The sequence below is a fragment of the Algoriphagus boritolerans DSM 17298 = JCM 18970 genome, assembly GCF_900108085.1.
Classification (GTDB): Bacteria; Bacteroidota; Bacteroidia; order Cytophagales; family Cyclobacteriaceae; genus Algoriphagus; species Algoriphagus boritolerans.
Window position 1 is genome coordinate 1 of sequence record NZ_FNVR01000004.1, and the last position, 15014, is coordinate 15014.

The window sequence follows — 15014 nt, forward strand, 5'->3', positions numbered from 1 at the left end:
GAGGAATAGCAATTTTCCAGATAGCCGTAAATGAGAATCTTCAACAGCATTCTGGGGTGGTAGCTACTGGCTCCGTTTGGCGAATAAAGCCGGGTAATCGAAGAAAGATCGATCTGGTCTATCACCGAATTCACCGTCCGGGCAGGATGGTGAACGGGAATGAGCTCTTCCAAAGTGGGGGGAAGAAGCATCAACTGATTGGGATTGTAGTCCTTAAAGACTACATTTGAGTCTTGTTTTTCCACACCTCAAAATACAAATTTTGAGTTAAACAAGAAAGGCTAGCCGAATAATCGACTAGCCTTTTAAACTATCTATTTTTGAGACAGCCTCATTTTTTACTGGTTTTTGAAAAAAAAATAGAGCAAAAATTGACTTTTTCAATACTCCTTGATCAGCACTTCGGCAGGAATCTTCAATTTTTCATAAAGCTTTCGAATCATCCCAAGACTTAATTTTCTTTTTCCTGAAAGGGTTTCAGATTTTCTGGATCTGGCTCCTAAAATGTTAGAAAGATCTGACTCGGATAGATTCAATTGTTCCATCCTAAACCGTATGGCCTCCAAAGGGTGAGGCGAAGGAATTGGGAAGTGTTCCAGTTCATATTCTTTTATTAAAATGGATAGTACTTCCAATTCGTCAGAATCAATAGAGCCTTCGGGTAATTCGAGTTGCATTAATTCGTAAGCCCTTTCCAATGCATCTTCGTATTGTTGGTTATTTTTTACTGGGCTTATCATAACTAATTGTTTTAGAGTCTATTTTATCGTATTCTCGATGTCTACCAAACCAAACGATAAAGATGATTTTTAGTCTATACTCGATATCGAAGATTAACCGATATATATTTCCATGAATATTGAAAACCACCCTTTTTTCATTAAGGATCGAAGCGTTTCGGTATTGAGCCTTTTTCAAAAGCTGCTTTTCCTTCTTGGATCAAGTTGTTGGCTACTGTAAGGTTTAAAGAATTCAGATTTTCAAGACTTGTCGGGAAGAATTCGTTGATTATTTCTTTAGGATACTATCCCAGAAGTTTTTTCAACTTATCAGGATTCTGCCTCACATCGAAAAAAGTGATAATTTCAATTTATTCTTTTTGAAAATCTACTCGATAATAAAAAATTGTTTGCTTGGAGACCATGCATCTATAAATGCCTCCAAGTTCAGCCGATTTTGGACAGCTTTCAGGATGAAGTGATATTTGACTGATTTTCCTATCCAGTTTCGCTAAAAACTCACTTTTAACCTTGACGCCCCACTCTTCCACAAGGTAAACACTCAAGTTTTCAAGTCTCTTTTCAGCCAATTCTGAAATAAAAACCTTCATTCACTTATTCTATCAAATACTTCCTGGAATGGTTTTCTATTTCCTTGTTCTAATTGATTGATACCTTCTTTAATTTCTGCTTTCTCTTCCGGAGTCAATTCATGCCAAAAATCAGCATTCTCTTTATTTACAAAGTCGATAAGCCTTGAAATGAATTCCTCATCATTACTATTGAGGATAGCTTTGACCAGATGTATTTTTGAAGTTTCAATATGCATGGTTACCGATTTTAAGGAATCTACAAATAAAAACGCTTTAATCTTCAAAAATGATGCATTCTTCTATCCCCACAATTCCTCAGGATAATCTCCTGCATCATGCAGCTTCTTCAATGCTTCGATCACCACAGGCTTATCTTCCGTGTAAGTGACCCCAAACCAGGTTTTCCCTCCTTCAAGTATTTCAAAGGCGGCTTCTCCGGACTTGATCAGGTTATTTGCAACGGTTGGGATATAGAATTCCGATTTAAGGTTATTCAAATTAGCTGGCAAGAATTCATTCCACATTTTCTCAATATCCGCAAATACATCCTGATGAAAACCCCAGAAATTCATGCTGACAGGCGTGTTTTCAGCGATTTCCAGCACTTCATTTTCGCCTTTGCTCACGATTTTATCACCTTCACGAGCAATGGAAGTTCGCTCCGTCATTCCGATCAGCTGACCCTTTTCATTGGTTTCACAAACGCCTCGGCTGACAGTACCATTTTCAGAAAGTACGTTTTGAATCGCATAGCCCACCATGGCATGAAGGTCGGGGCGAACTTCCGTCGAAAGAAATCTGCCCAAGACCTCAAATGCCTCTTTTCCATAAAAATCATCTGCATTGATGACAGCGAATGGCTCCTTGATTGCATCCTTAGCGCAAAGTACGGCATGGGCTGTACCGAATGGTTTTACCCGATCTGCTTGCTTCAATTCTGCCGGCACAAAGCTGTCCAAGGACTGAATGACCCAGTCCACTTCGATTTTTCCTTCCAGCTTGGGAAGGAATTTTTCCTTTGCTATCTCAAGGATTTCTTGGCGAACAATAAAGACCACTTTGCCAAATCCAGTTCGGATGGCGTCAAAAATCGAATATTCCAGGATTGTTTCGCCACTTGGGCCAAATCCGTCAATCTGCTTATTCCCTCCGTATCGACTGCCTATACCGGCTGCCAATACCAAAAGTGTTGGTTTGTCAGTCATAGTTTCTTTTAAAATGGATGGCAAAATTAGGTTTTTATCTTCGACAGCCAAATCAGATTATTTTAAGAATACTGGTTACTATTTTGACAGGGTTTTAATTTTTTGACACGAATTAAAATCCAAACAGTATCTAATAAGCCTTAATTTTCAAATATTGAGTCGTTTTTTTAATTTTTTGGATGTTTTTTTATCCTATTTAGGAGTATTATTTAATTTTTCACTTACTTTCATGCCATAATCTCAAAAAACCATTTAATCTATTGTGAAAAATGAAAAAAATAGAAGCGATTATCAGAACCTCTCGCTTTGACCAAATCCACGCTTGCGTTTCCAAGCTTGGTGTCAAATTTCTCTCGTTTTACGAGATCAAAGGGATGGGTTTTGAGCATGCCCGGCAGGAAATGTACCGGGGGGTGGCATACGAGCCCGCTTACATCCCCCGAACCAAGCTGGAAATCGTTGTGCCTGATGAATTGGCCTCCGGGGTAATTCAATGCATCCTTTCGGAAGGAAAAACAGGGGAAGTGGGTGACGGAAAGATCTTCGTCTACGACGTGCAGGAAGCCTATCGAATCCGCAACGGCGATATCGGAGAAGCTGCACTTTAAAAACCTATTAAAATCACCACATCTATCAAACCTATGCAAGAACCTGTTCAAGACCTTTTCACGGTCAATAATCTCTGGATGATGATTGCCACCATATTGGTTTTCATCATGCACTTGGGCTTCGCCACACTGGAAGCCGGCCTCACGCGATCTAAAAATACGGTCAATATTCTCTTCAAAAATACCATTATCCCTGCCATTGGACTGCTTACTTATGCCCTCGTTGGCTTCAACCTCATGTATCCGGGAGCTGACTTCGCAGGAAGTTTCTTCGGCTTCGGCGGATTGGGACTTAGCTTGCCGGAAGGTTGGGACAGCAGCAATTACAACGCAGGCTACACGTATTTCACCGACTTTATCTTCCAGGCCATGTTTGCCGCCACCGCTGCCACTATCGTCTCCGGCGCTGTAGCTGAGCGGATAAAATTGGGACCCTTTATCACCTTTTCCATCTTATATGTAGCCTTTATCTATCCCATCGTCGGCATGTGGAAATGGGGCGGAGGATTCCTGAATACACTTGAAACTCCCTTCTATGACTTTGCAGGCTCCACGATCGTCCACTCTGTAGGTGGCTGGGGCGCATTGGTTGGAGCCTATTTGTTGGGGCCAAGAATCGGTAAATACACCGCTCAGGGCATGAAAGCCATTCCGGGACACAGTATCCCCATGGCCACGATGGGAGTATTTTTACTTTGGTTTGGCTGGTTTGGATTCAATGGCGGATCCGTGTTGAGCGCTTCTCCGGGCTTGGTTTCAAAAGTTTTTGTAACCACCTCACTGGCAGCAGCTGCAGGAGCATTCGGAGCCCTGATTGTTTCCTATATTAAATTTAAAACCTATGACATCACCATGGTGCTTAATGGAATTCTTGCCGGTTTGGTAGGAATTACTGCCGGTGCAGACCAAATGGGGATATTGGATTCTATCATTATAGGATTCATAGGCGGAGGATTGGTGGTATTCGGGGTCGTGCTATTTGACAAAATAAAAATCGATGATCCGGTCGGAGCTATCTCTGTTCACCTGGTTGGTGGGATTTGGGGTACGCTTGCGGTTGGTCTTTTTGGCGACTTGGCAGGAATGAGTCAAGTGATTTCCCAGTTGATCGGCATCGGCGCGACGGCTGTATTCTGCTTTGGCACAGCTTGGCTGATTTTCTTTACCATTAAAAAGACCATCGGTATCCGGGTCGATGAAAAAGAAGAAGTCGAAGGGCTTGACATCAATGAACACAGCATGCGTGCCTATCCGGACTTTATGACTAAAGACTAAAAACAGCCAACCATTTTAACTAAAAAGCCCCGAAGCGTAAACTCCGGGGCTTTTGTCATTTTGTGAAGTATTAATAAGCTGGTCTAAAATAACGGTTGAGAATGGGCTGGTGACTCATACCGAACGTGGCATAACACCAATCTTTAAACTCCTCGAGCTCAGTCGGCATTAAATATCTCATCCCCTTTTTCAGTTCGCGCTCAAACAAATACGCATTAAAGCTGACTTTTTGCAAAATGGTCTTCACATATTCTAGCATGGCTGTCTTCATTTGGGTTTATTAACTGATTTTAAGGTACGATACGAAGGCTTTTCCAAGGATGTTACGTTATTTTTGAAAGTTCGAAGTTTAGAATTATCCCTATTTTCGCATCCATGTTCAAAACGATTCTTCCTCTCGCTTTCGTATGTCTTGCTTTTTCGGTTGTGAATTTTTCACAAGCCCAGGAAGTTCAAATAGAACTGGGAGCAGACGAAATCGGCCTAAATGAGACATTTACGATCAAAGTCACCCTCTCCAACGACAAAATTAAATCCTACGATCAGTTTCCTGAAATTACGGGATTTCAAAAACAGGGAATCTCTCAGTCCTCTTCGATGAATATCATCAATGGACAGATGAGCACCTCAAATAGTATCATCCAATACTATAAGCCCTTGCGGAAAGGGCAATTTACACTCGGGGCTTTTTCAATTTTGATCAACGGGGAGTCCTTTGATTCACCCGGGAAAAGAATCACCGTCACTGATCCTGTCAGTACTGGCGGTTTTGGGGGGAATCAATCCGATCCTTTCAGTGATTTTTTTGGGAGAGTGACAGAGGAGCCGGAATACATCGAGTTGGATGACGATGCCTTTTTTTCTGTTTCAGTGGACAAAAAGGAGATTTTTGCCGGTGAAGGATTCAATCTCAACGTAGCATTTTACATGTCCGAGCAAAATCAGGCGCCCTTTAAATTCTATGAGGCCGGAAGGCAGCTGGATGCGATTTTGAAAAAACTCAAACCAAACAGCGTCTGGGAAGAAAACTTCAACATTACCACCATTGAGCCTGAAGTAGTGACGATCAATGATAAAAAATGGATCAGATATAAGGTTTACGAAGCTTCATTTTTTCCTTTTTCCGAAGGGGTAATTGAGATACCACAAGTTCCCTGGGAGATGATCAAATATCGTGTGGCGAAAAACCCGACTTTATTCGGTGCTAATCGTTTGGAGGATTTCAAAACATTCTACTCGAATCCCCAAACCATTACAGTTAAGCCACTTCCTCCTCATCCACTCAAAAATGAAGTAAGTGTCGGAGTTTTTCAATTGCGTGAAAACATCGGCAATTTGGAAGTCGAAACCGGGCAGGGCTTTGAATATAATTTTGGAGTAACCGGAGTCGGAAATATCAACTCGATTTCTCCCCCCAAGAGGATGACAGGTGCCAATCTGAATACCTTTGACCCGAACATCAGACAACAAATCAACAGGGGCTACGGGCGGGTTTCTGGAATCAAAGAGTTCAATTATTACATTACCATCAATGAGGCTGGCAATTATGAATTGGATGATTACTTCCAGTGGATTTACTTCGATCCTGTGCGGGCTGTATATGACACCTTACTTCCGTCGGCTAAAATTGTCGTTTCGGGAGAAAGTAAGGTGAATCAGGCGCTTTCCGGGCAGCGTTTGGGAGGGATCTATGACCGGATTGGTGCGGAAAGTAACCAGTTTTTAAACGAGCAATATAAATATTACTTTACCACCGTAATTAATCTGCTCCTACTCGGAGCTGTTGCCCTGCTTGCGGTTCTGATAATCAAGAAAAAATAATGGGAAATTCATTTGGAAAGCTTTTTAGGCTAACCACATTTGGTGAATCACACGGAAAAGCTTTGGGAGCGATCGTGGAGGGGTGTCCTGCAGGATTGGAATTAGATGAGGATTTGATCCGCCTCGAAATGCAGCGCCGTAAACCCGGACAATCCAAAATTACCACCCAACGGAAAGAAGAGGACGAATTCCAGATTTTATCTGGTGTATTTGAAGGGAAAACCACCGGTACACCTATCGGAATAGTCATCCAAAATTCGGATCAAAAGAGTAAAGACTATGCTCATATCGCTGACAAATTTCGGCCCTCTCATGCAGATTACACCTATTTCGAGAAATATGGAATTCGTGATTATCGGGGAGGAGGCCGTTCAAGCGCTCGGGAAACGGCAGCGAGAGTTGCGGGTGGGGCTATAGCAAAGCAATTTTTAAAGTCCAAAGGAATTACTATCCAGGCCTTCGTTTCTCAGGTCGGTGATTTGATACTTGATTCTGATTATTCCAAGTTCAATTTGGAATTGGCGGAAGAAAATATAGTCCGTTGCCCCGACCCGGAGATGGCTGATCGGATGATTTCTCTGATCGACGCTGTTCGCCTCGAACGCGATACTATCGGAGGAGTAGTGACTTGTGTAATCAAAAACACCCCAGCCGGACTTGGAGAGCCTGTTTTCGATCGGCTTCATGCAGAGCTTGGAAAAGCCATGCTGAGCATCAATGCGGTGAAGGGTTTCGAGTACGGAAGTGGGTTTGAGGGAGTGAAAATGAAAGGGTCCCAACATAACGATACATTTGTTCAGGAAGACGGTCGAGTCCATACCCTTACCAATCACTCCGGGGGAATTCAGGGAGGAATCAGCAATGGTGAGGATATTTACTTCCGTGTGGCGTTCAAACCTGTGGCGACAATTATGCAGGATCAGGAATCGCTTAATGAAGCAGGAGAAACTGTGATCGTCAGTGGAAAAGGCCGGCATGACCCCTGTGTGGTGCCCAGAGCAGTTCCGATCGTGGAAGCGATGGCGGCCTTGGTACTGGCCGATTATCTTTTGTTATCAAAAAGCAATAAACTAGCGGATATTTAAAAGTGTGCCTTCATGCGAAAGAAAATACCATTACACACACAAATCATCATCGGACTTGTCCTGGGTTTGATATTCGGCCTTTTGGTCATCAAATCATCAATTCCCAATTCTTACACTTTAGATTACATCAAGCCCATTGGTACTATTTTCATCAATGCGCTAAAAATGATAGCGGTTCCCTTGGTCCTGTCTTCATTGATTGTGGGTGTTTCCAATTTGGGAGATGTATCGAAACTTAGCCGAATAGGTGGAAAAACTATTGGTATCTACCTTTGTACGACTGTATTGGCTATTTCGATTGGACTGTTGCTGGTAAATGTTTTTAAGCCAGGCAAGAGCTTGCCAACGGAAACCAGGGAGAATTTAATGACCCTTTACCAGGGAGATGCCGGGTCCAAAGTTGGCTTGGCTTCGGAAATTAAAGAGCAAAGTCCTCTGCAGCCAGTAATTGATATTGTACCTGAAAATATATTTCAGGCGACTACTGACAATGCGGCTATGCTCCAAGTGGTGTTTTTTGCCTTGATTGTCGGGGTAGCTTTACTTAAAATCCAAAAATCAAAAGCAGATCCGATCATCGCTTTTTTTGACGGCTTCAATGATGTGATTATCCAAATCGTCAATTATATCATGATGGTGGCACCATATGGCGTTTTTGCGTTGATGGCTTCGCTTATTGTTGAGATTGCCGGAGAAAATCCCGATTCGGCCGTTCAGCTGCTTTTGGCACTGTTAAAATATAGTTTGGTTGTTTTAGGAGGATTGTTTTTGATGGTTTTGGTCATATATCCTGCTATCTTAATCGCTTTTACAAAAGTCCCTTATAAAGATTTTTTCAAAGCGATCCGGCCCGCTCAGCTTTTGGCATTTACTACTTCTTCGAGCTCTGCAACTTTGCCTGTCACTATGAAGCAGGCAGAAGAAGAGATCGGCGTATCAGAGAATATCTCAAGTTTCGTCTTGCCTCTAGGTGCTACGGTAAATATGGATGGGACTAGTCTCTATCAGGGTGTAGCCGCAGTATTTATTGCTCAGGCATTGGGGATGGAGTTAAGTCTCACCCAGCAACTAATGATTGTCCTAACGGCTACCTTAGCCTCTATTGGTTCCGCAGGAGTACCTGGAGCTGGTTTGATCATGTTGATTATCGTACTCGAATCTATTCAAGTCCCCGCAGCTGGTATAGCTTTGATTATAGCTCCGGATCGGATTTTAGATATGTTTAGGACCGTTGTAAATGTGACCGGCGATGTGGTCGTATGTACCGTGGTGGCCAGTACGGAAGGTGAATTGCCAGAGGGATTAATTCGAAAGAGCAATCCTTTCACAGCTAATGAAAGTATCCAAGAAGAAGCTTGAGAGAAAAATAAACGGCAAAAATAGAGTTGCCTTAAAAAATAAAACCCTTCCCGAGGCGCCTCAGGAAGGGTTTTTAATTAAGTTGGTTTAATTTATCGAGTTGCGACATAAGCTTCAAATCCACTTGAAGTGGATACTTTGAAGCTGATTCCTTCCGGCGTAGCTGGCTGCTTGATTGTATAGATTTTATGTAATCCTTGAGGATTGTCAATCAATTCAGTATGGATCAGGTTAATGCCGTCAAATATTTGTAAAGTAACTTCTTTTGCTTCCAGATTGGACACCAGAAGTCTGTACTGATTGTTACCTATTGCAGTTACTCTAGAGTAAACAAGCGGCTTTACAATCACCTGAGTATTGAAAGTAGCTGTTCTTAGCGTACCGTTTGCATCAGATACTTCAACAGAATACTCACCTACCGGCAGTGCATTTAAGTCATATCTTTTTGCAAAAGCTTCAGTTTTAGTGATTCGGTCACGCAAAACCAGACGATTTTCAGAATCGGTAATTTTCACCGTCATTGTACCATTTGGTGCATCATTTACAGCTACCATAACTTTAGCTGGCTCAGTTTGTCTGATTTCCACAGACTTCTCATCATTGTAAGCGAACGCTCCAGTTGCGATCCCCGCAACAAAAAGCATAGTGAATAATTTTTTCATTTTACTAGTTGGTTTGAATAGGTTCTAAATTTTGTAAGTAACCGCTGGATAGACAGTTTCTATCAGGGGGGATTTTGGGTTACAGGGTCTTCGATGTAATTCGAATTACTGTACAAAGATAGCTAACGGAAGTGTAATTGCAAATGTTTTAACAAAACGGTCATATTTTTTTTAAATCATTAACAAAACAATAAAAATTTTATGAAAAATATAATTTATTCCTGCTATCGATTTCGAAACCATCTTTATGCGGTAAATCAATAAAAAAACAGAATAAAATTTTGAATAATAGAAAAATAGTGTATTCATGTAATTACATCAATTATAAATTAACCTGTTTCGCAATCGATTGTATGGATTTGAAAAAAAATAATTTTTGATCTATGTCAAAAGAAAAAGCCCGAAAAATCCGGGCCTTTCTGATAAAAATTGAAAAGTTGGTTCTTTTTTAAACTCAATTAACCTGGGAGGTGGCCTTTGCCAAAGCTTCTTGGGTAAATTTTCCTTTAAGCTCGATGACGATCAGGTCTCCTTCCTTTTGATCCTCTACCAAAATGACCAAATCGGAGATTATGTTTGAACCTCTGGAAAAGATGGATACGCCACTTTTACCTTCTGAAGTTTCCATCAGCAGATCATATCGTTCCCGATCAAGTGCTTTTTGCAAGGCTTTAAATTCCGCATAGCCATCCGATCCATCAGGAAGTGTAAAGAAATTCAGTTTCTCTACCGATTTGGCCACTGTAGCCATGGCGTTTTTGTCGATGTCTATCTTAAAGCCTTCCGCAAAATTCATGAAGTTTCCCCCAAGTTCGAGCTGAAAGAAGTCATCATTTGATTTGTATTTTTCTTTGAGCGCAGCTACACTTTTGCTTTGCGCATGAACAGCGAAGACAACAGCAAAAAAGCAGAAGGTTAAAATTAGTTTTTTCATTCTTTTAAGTAGTTTAGTTTTAATTGAGATTTATTTTGATCCTTTCGGCCCTTTACTTCCTTTTCCATATTGATCCATTCCCGGAATGTTGGTTTTATCTGCAAGCATATTTAGATCTTCATAAGTGAAGGCCCCAAGCATGGAGAGCAGCGTGAAGCTTTTTGATTCACCTGTCACCATCATAAGTTCCCTGACTAATCCTCCTTCCTCCCGAACCATGAACTTCAGGCTGGTTTCTTTGTCCTGGACATCCATGAGTTCTTCGTACTTGTTGCGATTTAGTGTAGACATCGCCTCTTTATAAAGAGTCATTCCATCTACTTCATCCGAAGAAAGGATTCGGATTCCTTTTACTTTGGATATTAAAACGCCTAGTTCCTGAGCTTCCTCATCTCCATCGGAGTTGCTTTTTAGAAAGCCTCCAGCCATTTGCATCATCTTCGGAGAAATGTAGACTCTCGAGAAGCGATCGTCTTCCATGTACTTACCAAAGAAAGTCTTGATGGCATCCTCTTGGGCGGATGCAGACCAGATTATTCCTAAGAAGAATAGGATAAGTAGGGTTGTTTTTTTCATTTTGAGTTGGGTTCTTCCAGCTGAAACAGCCGGTTGGTTGTATTCAAGTATTTTAAATCATTCATCGGGGCAAGTTGGTCTTGGCCTTTTAAGAGGTTTGACTGAATTAAGCTGAAGGCCTGCATGACTTCATCATAAGCTAATTGCTCAGCCTGCTTCTGTTCATAAGCTCTCCATCCCCAAAAGCTCCCTAAGAAAATTGTGACTGAAGCAGCCCAGCTGATCCAGGTAGTGTTGAGCTTTCTGGTCTTTGCTTTTGGAATTCTTAGATTTTTTGGCTCCTCGGATTTGAATTGATTCAGTGCTGTGAAAAGTGCCTTTTCCTGTTCATAACCTTCAACTTCAAGAATCAAATCCCGAAGCTCCTTTTCTTCACTTTGGGAAGTTTCCGCCTCCCAGTATTTCTCCAACAATTCTTCGATTCTTGTCATTGTCTGGTGATTCCTTGGTTGATTAATTTTTCACGAAGCGTTTTTCTTGCCCGGTGCAGATTCACTTTTACCTGATCGAGACTGATTTCCATTTGCAAGGCAATTTCCTCGTAGCTCAGTTCTTCCACTTCCCTGAGATGAAAGATCACTTGCTGCTTTTCAGGAAGACGACTTACCAAATCAAATATTAATCGATGTGATTCTTCTGATTCCAGCGAATCCAATTGCTCAGCAGCGGGCTCCTGGATTTCTTCCAATCCATCCATCCGGTTATTTTTTCGATGGTGCATCAAGACTTCATTTTTCAAGCTTTTTACCATCCAGCCCGCTAGGTTGGGATGTGTTTGGAGTTCCTTTTGACGCTCCACTGTTTTTTCGAAGACATTTTGCAGGACATCCTCAGCTAGATCCCGGTCTTTGGTCCAGAGAAAAACCATCCGGAACAACTTGCCTCTCATGGGCCAGATGTGTGTCTCGAAAAATGAATTCATTTAAGAAGATGATGCAGATGAGGCTGGAATGTTACAAAGACAAAGAGAAAAATCGTAAAAATATTTCCCTGAGACTAAAACTGACTCGAAAGGTAAGAGTTAGATCATTGAAGCGTCCAACGATAGCGATTTTGAATTGTCTAGATCGAGTATAAATTTGAATCAGAAATAGTATGCATGCAGACTATTTTATATTTTGCATCGATGAACAAACCGTCTTTATTTCTGGGAAGTTTTGAAAAAAGGGCAAAAAAAATCCCGATCCGTTGGGATCGGGAGGGTGGTGATAAGTGGACTCGAACCACCGACTCACGGATTTTCAGTCCGATGCTCTACCAACTGAGCTATATCACCGACTCGTAAAGTGATGCAAAGGTAGAATTTTGACTAGTTGATACAAACGCTTTGAAGAAAAAATAAACCCAAATAAACGAAAAACTAGCTAATCTGATCACTATGAGCATATTACAGCAACTCGTATTTGTCCTGATTTTGGGCGCTGCGGGGTATATTTTGAGTAAAAGGATCCACTTCCTCCGAAGAAATATCCTTTTGGGAAAATCTGAGTCCCGAAATGATCAGCCTGAGTCCCGTTGGAAGACGATGACACTGGTAGCCTTTGGGCAAAAAAAAATGTTTGCGCGGCCGATTCCGGCTTTTCTCCATTTGCTGATCTACGTGGGTTTTCTAGTGATCAATCTTGAAGTCCTGGAATTTGTCCTGGATGGGATTTTAGGTACGCACCGTTTGTTTGCCCCAGCTTTAGGTGGCCTATATACTATAGCTATCAATATGTTTGAGTTTTTGGCCGTAGCAGTATTGGTTTCCTGTGTGGCTTTTTTGATTCGGAGGAATGTGATGAAGGTCGAGCGATTTACCAAACCGGAACTTAAGGGCTGGCCTGCTCTGGATGCTAATTTGATTTTAGTAATTGAAATCATCTTGATGTTTGCCATCCTGACGATGAATGCCACGGATCAGATTCTTGCAAATCGGGGGGATGAACATTACCTCGCATTGGGCACACTGTTTTTCAGCAGTATGTTGATGCCGATCTTTGAGGGGATGTCAGACGGAGCCTTGGTTTTCATTGAGCGATTTGCTTGGTGGTTTCATATTGTGGGTATTTTAGCTTTTGCCATTTACGTGACTTACTCCAAGCATTTGCACATCTTTCTGGCATTTCCAAATACTTGGTATTCCAACCTCAAACCCAAGGGAGAAATGGTCAATATGCCTGAGGTGACCAATGAAGTAAATATGATGCTGGGAATTCCTGTGGATAATCCTAACGAGCCACCTGCTGAAATCGGTCGATTCGGAGCCAAAGACGTGAATGACCTCAGCTGGATCAATGTTTTGAATGCCTATTCCTGCACGGAATGTGGCCGATGCACTTCAGAATGTCCGGCCAATATCACCGGGAAAAAGCTTTCCCCCCGTAAGATCATGATGGATGTGCGTGACCGTGCAGAGGAAGTCGGGAAAAGTCTCGATTCGGGAGGAGCTGGTTTTGCCGATGGGAAATCACTGCTGGGAGATTACATCACCAAAGAGGAAATCAATGCCTGCACCAGTTGCAATGCCTGTGTGGAGGCCTGTCCCGTCAATATTGATCCGTTAAACATCATTCTTCAATTGCGTCGCTACGTGGCGATGGAAGAATCAGGAACTCCAGCCCAATGGAATGCCATGTTCCAAAATATGGAAACGAGCTTTTCGCCCTGGAAATTTAGCCCTTCGGATCGCTTTAACTGGGCAGAAAAATTGAAAGAAGAGGAAATGAGGTAATTGAAAGTCCGATACTGGATGACCGAGGTCCGATGATTATTTTCTCGTCTCTGGCTTCTTGATTCTTGCGTCTTGTGTCTAACGTCTAAAATCTAAAAAATGTCAACATATAAAGTCCCTACCATGGCCGAAATGGCCGCAAACGGTCAAGCCCCCGAGGTTCTTTTTTGGGTGGGTTGTGCCGGTTCGTTTGACGAGCGGTATAAAGCCGTGACGCAGGCTTTTGTGAAAATATTGAATAAAGTCGGTGTCAGTTTTGCAGTACTTGGCCCGGAAGAAGCCTGTACCGGAGATCCTGCCAGAAGAGCAGGAAATGAATTTCTCTTCCAGATGCAGGCAGTTGCAAACATCCAGGTGATGAATGCCTACGAAGTGAAAAAGGTCGTGACTGCCTGTCCGCATTGCTTCAATACGATCAAAAACGAATACCCCGCCTTGGGAGGAAACTATGAGGTGATTCACCATTCCCAGTTTCTTCAGCAGCTAATCAATGAAGGCAAAGTTAGATTGCAGGGTGGCGGTGAGTTCAAGGGTAAAAAGATCACTTTCCACGATTCCTGCTATTTAGGGCGCGCAAACAATGTCTATGAAGCTCCTCGGGATGTCATCAAAGCCTTGGATGTGGAGTTGGTGGAAATGAAGCGCTGCAAAACCAAAGGACTTTGCTGCGGTGCCGGTGGTGCGCAGATGTTTAAGGAGCCTGAGCCAGGGAAAAAAGATATCAACATCGAACGAACAGAAGAAGCCTTGGCGACTGGAGCGACGGCCATTGCGGTAGGTTGCCCGTTTTGCCTGACCATGATGACGGATGGAGTGAAAAACAAGAATCGGGAAGCCGATGTCAAAGTCTATGATCTGGCGGAAATGATCGCCAAAGACATGGGGATATAATTTCCAAATTTGAATCAATTGAGCCCTTTTTGCCGTTATGCAGAAAGGGTTTTTATTTGCACGATAGACAAACCGTATGTACCTTCCTTTTGATCAAATGCCAGAATATTCCCGGGTCTGGGTATATCAGGCCGACCAAAAACTTTCTGAATCAGATGAAAAAATCCTCCGTGACCGGATGAAGAGCTTTTGCGAGGGCTGGAATACGCACGGAAATTTGATGTCGACTTCTTTTGAACTAATCGAAAGCCAGATTTTGATTTTGGCAGTAGATGAAAGTAAGCTTGGGGCTAGTGGCTGTTCGATTGACAGTTTAGTGCGAACTTTGCGAGAGCTGGAAAACACCCTGAATATCAATCTGACCGATCAAGGTAAAATCAGTCTGAAGCGATCCACCGGTGAACTGAAAGTGATTCCGGCCTTAGGCTTAAAATCCAGAATTTCAGCAGGTGAAATCGACTTGGAAACAGAAGTAATAAACCCTCTGATTCGGACCAAAGCCGATCTTCAAAATCTTTGGCAACCCGTCCGAAATAGTTGGCTAAATAAGTATTTTCCAAATTAATTAGTAAT

General features: G+C 42.3%; 20 protein-coding genes and 1 tRNA gene. 8 read left to right on the plus strand and 13 right to left on the minus strand.

Going from position 1 to position 15014, the window contains the following annotated elements; all coding sequences use genetic code 11:
* From C4S61_RS05130 to C4S61_RS05155, 6 genes are all read right to left on the minus strand, one after another.
* A partial coding sequence (locus tag C4S61_RS05130; protein WP_407640571.1) for a transposase occupies positions 1-191 on the minus strand: 191 nt, incomplete at its 3' end.
* Between the two features lie 189 nt (positions 192-380).
* Positions 381-740 (minus strand): helix-turn-helix domain-containing protein, encoded by a 360-nt coding sequence (locus tag C4S61_RS05135; protein WP_103923729.1) that lies wholly within the window; start codon positions 738-740, stop codon positions 381-383.
* Entirely contained in the window at positions 718-918 is a 201-nt protein-coding gene (locus C4S61_RS22615; protein WP_103923730.1) for a type II toxin-antitoxin system HigB family toxin, read from the minus strand. Before C4S61_RS22615 ends, C4S61_RS05135 begins: the two co-directional genes overlap by 23 nt.
* Positions 919-1090: 172 nt before the next feature.
* Positions 1091-1330, minus strand: a complete 240-nt coding sequence (locus tag C4S61_RS05145) for a type II toxin-antitoxin system RelE/ParE family toxin (RefSeq protein WP_200820539.1) — start codon at positions 1328-1330, stop codon at positions 1091-1093.
* Positions 1327-1548, minus strand: coding sequence for a hypothetical protein (locus C4S61_RS05150; protein ID WP_103923731.1), 222 nt, complete (start codon positions 1546-1548; stop codon positions 1327-1329). Before C4S61_RS05150 ends, C4S61_RS05145 begins: the two co-directional genes overlap by 4 nt.
* A 63-nt stretch (positions 1549-1611) precedes the next feature.
* The gene (locus tag C4S61_RS05155; protein ID WP_103923936.1) at positions 1612-2517 is read right to left on the minus strand and encodes a sugar phosphate nucleotidyltransferase; all 906 of its coding nucleotides are present in this window, start codon (positions 2515-2517) and stop codon (positions 1612-1614) included.
* 269 nt (positions 2518-2786) lie between these two features.
* Here C4S61_RS05155 and C4S61_RS05160 point away from each other — a divergent pair, with 269 nt between their 5' ends.
* Both C4S61_RS05160 and C4S61_RS05165 read left to right on the plus strand, forming a co-directional pair.
* On the plus strand, positions 2787-3125 hold the full coding sequence (locus tag C4S61_RS05160) for a P-II family nitrogen regulator (protein WP_103923732.1): 339 nt from the start codon (positions 2787-2789) through the stop codon (positions 3123-3125).
* 33 nt (positions 3126-3158) lie between these two features.
* The gene (locus tag C4S61_RS05165; protein ID WP_103923733.1) at positions 3159-4400 is read left to right on the plus strand and encodes an ammonium transporter; all 1242 of its coding nucleotides are present in this window, start codon (positions 3159-3161) and stop codon (positions 4398-4400) included.
* A 70-nt stretch (positions 4401-4470) separates the two neighbouring features.
* On the opposite strand, the gene C4S61_RS05170 is transcribed toward C4S61_RS05165, so the two are convergent.
* Entirely contained in the window at positions 4471-4659 is a 189-nt protein-coding gene (locus tag C4S61_RS05170) for a hypothetical protein (protein WP_103923937.1), read from the minus strand.
* A 116-nt stretch (positions 4660-4775) separates the two neighbouring features.
* Here C4S61_RS05170 and C4S61_RS05175 point away from each other — a divergent pair, with 116 nt between their 5' ends.
* The 3 genes from C4S61_RS05175 to C4S61_RS05185 are packed head-to-tail and all read left to right on the plus strand — an operon-like array spanning position 4776 to position 8665.
* A complete protein-coding gene (locus C4S61_RS05175) occupies positions 4776-6221 on the plus strand; it encodes a BatD family protein (RefSeq protein ID WP_103923734.1) in 1446 nt (481 codons plus the stop codon).
* On the plus strand, positions 6221-7306 hold the full coding sequence (gene aroC / locus C4S61_RS05180; RefSeq protein WP_103923735.1) for a chorismate synthase: 1086 nt from the start codon (positions 6221-6223) through the stop codon (positions 7304-7306). Before C4S61_RS05175 ends, aroC begins: the two co-directional genes overlap by 1 nt.
* Positions 7307-7318: 12 nt before the next feature.
* The gene (locus C4S61_RS05185; protein ID WP_103923736.1) at positions 7319-8665 is read left to right on the plus strand and encodes a dicarboxylate/amino acid:cation symporter; all 1347 of its coding nucleotides are present in this window, start codon (positions 7319-7321) and stop codon (positions 8663-8665) included.
* Between the two features lie 92 nt (positions 8666-8757).
* Here C4S61_RS05185 and C4S61_RS05190 read toward each other — a convergent pair whose 3' ends face one another.
* The 6 genes from C4S61_RS05190 to C4S61_RS05215 form a co-directional block, all read right to left on the minus strand.
* On the minus strand, positions 8758-9327 hold the full coding sequence (locus tag C4S61_RS05190) for a hypothetical protein (protein WP_103923737.1): 570 nt from the start codon (positions 9325-9327) through the stop codon (positions 8758-8760).
* A gap of 454 nt (positions 9328-9781) precedes the next feature.
* The gene (locus C4S61_RS05195) at positions 9782-10261 is read right to left on the minus strand and encodes a DUF4252 domain-containing protein (protein WP_103923738.1); all 480 of its coding nucleotides are present in this window, start codon (positions 10259-10261) and stop codon (positions 9782-9784) included.
* 30 nt (positions 10262-10291) lie between these two features.
* The gene (locus C4S61_RS05200; protein ID WP_103923739.1) at positions 10292-10837 is read right to left on the minus strand and encodes a DUF4252 domain-containing protein; all 546 of its coding nucleotides are present in this window, start codon (positions 10835-10837) and stop codon (positions 10292-10294) included.
* On the minus strand, positions 10834-11268 hold the full coding sequence (locus C4S61_RS05205) for a hypothetical protein (protein WP_103923740.1): 435 nt from the start codon (positions 11266-11268) through the stop codon (positions 10834-10836). Before C4S61_RS05205 ends, C4S61_RS05200 begins: the two co-directional genes overlap by 4 nt.
* On the minus strand, positions 11265-11759 hold the full coding sequence (locus C4S61_RS05210; RefSeq protein ID WP_103923741.1) for an RNA polymerase sigma factor: 495 nt from the start codon (positions 11757-11759) through the stop codon (positions 11265-11267). Before C4S61_RS05210 ends, C4S61_RS05205 begins: the two co-directional genes overlap by 4 nt.
* A 281-nt stretch (positions 11760-12040) precedes the next feature.
* A tRNA-Phe gene (locus tag C4S61_RS05215) sits at positions 12041-12113 on the minus strand.
* 102 nt (positions 12114-12215) lie between these two features.
* Here C4S61_RS05215 and C4S61_RS05220 point away from each other — a divergent pair.
* The 3 genes from C4S61_RS05220 to C4S61_RS05230 all read left to right on the plus strand — a co-directional run bounded on the left by C4S61_RS05220 (position 12216) and on the right by C4S61_RS05230 (position 15006).
* The gene (locus C4S61_RS05220; protein WP_103923742.1) at positions 12216-13550 is read left to right on the plus strand and encodes a 4Fe-4S dicluster domain-containing protein; all 1335 of its coding nucleotides are present in this window, start codon (positions 12216-12218) and stop codon (positions 13548-13550) included.
* Between the two features lie 99 nt (positions 13551-13649).
* On the plus strand, positions 13650-14441 hold the full coding sequence (locus C4S61_RS05225) for a (Fe-S)-binding protein (protein ID WP_103923743.1): 792 nt from the start codon (positions 13650-13652) through the stop codon (positions 14439-14441).
* A 76-nt stretch (positions 14442-14517) separates the two neighbouring features.
* A complete protein-coding gene (locus C4S61_RS05230) occupies positions 14518-15006 on the plus strand; it encodes a hypothetical protein (RefSeq protein ID WP_103923744.1) in 489 nt (162 codons plus the stop codon).
* The last annotated feature ends 8 nt before the right edge of the window (positions 15007-15014 follow it).

What these genes read in the sequence shown, in the direction of transcription:
- C4S61_RS05210 (WP_103923741.1), bottom strand. Translation starts at nt 11,759, where the DNA reads ATGAATTCATTTTTCGAGACACACATCTGGCCCATGAGAGGCAAGTTG.
- C4S61_RS05220 (WP_103923742.1), top strand. Translation starts at nt 12,216, where the DNA reads ATGAGCATATTACAGCAACTCGTATTTGTCCTGATTTTGGGCGCTGCG.
- C4S61_RS05165 (WP_103923733.1), top strand. Translation starts at nt 3,159, where the DNA reads ATGCAAGAACCTGTTCAAGACCTTTTCACGGTCAATAATCTCTGGATG.
- C4S61_RS05170 (WP_103923937.1), bottom strand. Translation starts at nt 4,659, where the DNA reads ATGCTAGAATATGTGAAGACCATTTTGCAAAAAGTCAGCTTTAATGCG.
- C4S61_RS05145 (WP_200820539.1), bottom strand. Translation starts at nt 1,330, where the DNA reads ATGAAGGTTTTTATTTCAGAATTGGCTGAAAAGAGACTTGAAAACTTG.
- C4S61_RS05150 (WP_103923731.1), bottom strand. Translation starts at nt 1,548, where the DNA reads ATGCATATTGAAACTTCAAAAATACATCTGGTCAAAGCTATCCTCAAT.
- C4S61_RS05195 (WP_103923738.1), bottom strand. Translation starts at nt 10,261, where the DNA reads ATGAAAAAACTAATTTTAACCTTCTGCTTTTTTGCTGTTGTCTTCGCT.
- C4S61_RS05225 (WP_103923743.1), top strand. Translation starts at nt 13,650, where the DNA reads ATGTCAACATATAAAGTCCCTACCATGGCCGAAATGGCCGCAAACGGT.
- C4S61_RS05135 (WP_103923729.1), bottom strand. Translation starts at nt 740, where the DNA reads ATGATAAGCCCAGTAAAAAATAACCAACAATACGAAGATGCATTGGAA.
- C4S61_RS05185 (WP_103923736.1), top strand. Translation starts at nt 7,319, where the DNA reads ATGCGAAAGAAAATACCATTACACACACAAATCATCATCGGACTTGTC.
- aroC (WP_103923735.1), top strand. Translation starts at nt 6,221, where the DNA reads ATGGGAAATTCATTTGGAAAGCTTTTTAGGCTAACCACATTTGGTGAA.
- C4S61_RS05230 (WP_103923744.1), top strand. Translation starts at nt 14,518, where the DNA reads ATGTACCTTCCTTTTGATCAAATGCCAGAATATTCCCGGGTCTGGGTA.
- C4S61_RS05155 (WP_103923936.1), bottom strand. Translation starts at nt 2,517, where the DNA reads ATGACTGACAAACCAACACTTTTGGTATTGGCAGCCGGTATAGGCAGT.
- C4S61_RS05175 (WP_103923734.1), top strand. Translation starts at nt 4,776, where the DNA reads ATGTTCAAAACGATTCTTCCTCTCGCTTTCGTATGTCTTGCTTTTTCG.
- C4S61_RS05190 (WP_103923737.1), bottom strand. Translation starts at nt 9,327, where the DNA reads ATGAAAAAATTATTCACTATGCTTTTTGTTGCGGGGATCGCAACTGGA.
- C4S61_RS05160 (WP_103923732.1), top strand. Translation starts at nt 2,787, where the DNA reads ATGAAAAAAATAGAAGCGATTATCAGAACCTCTCGCTTTGACCAAATC.
- C4S61_RS05205 (WP_103923740.1), bottom strand. Translation starts at nt 11,268, where the DNA reads ATGACAAGAATCGAAGAATTGTTGGAGAAATACTGGGAGGCGGAAACT.
- C4S61_RS05200 (WP_103923739.1), bottom strand. Translation starts at nt 10,837, where the DNA reads ATGAAAAAAACAACCCTACTTATCCTATTCTTCTTAGGAATAATCTGG.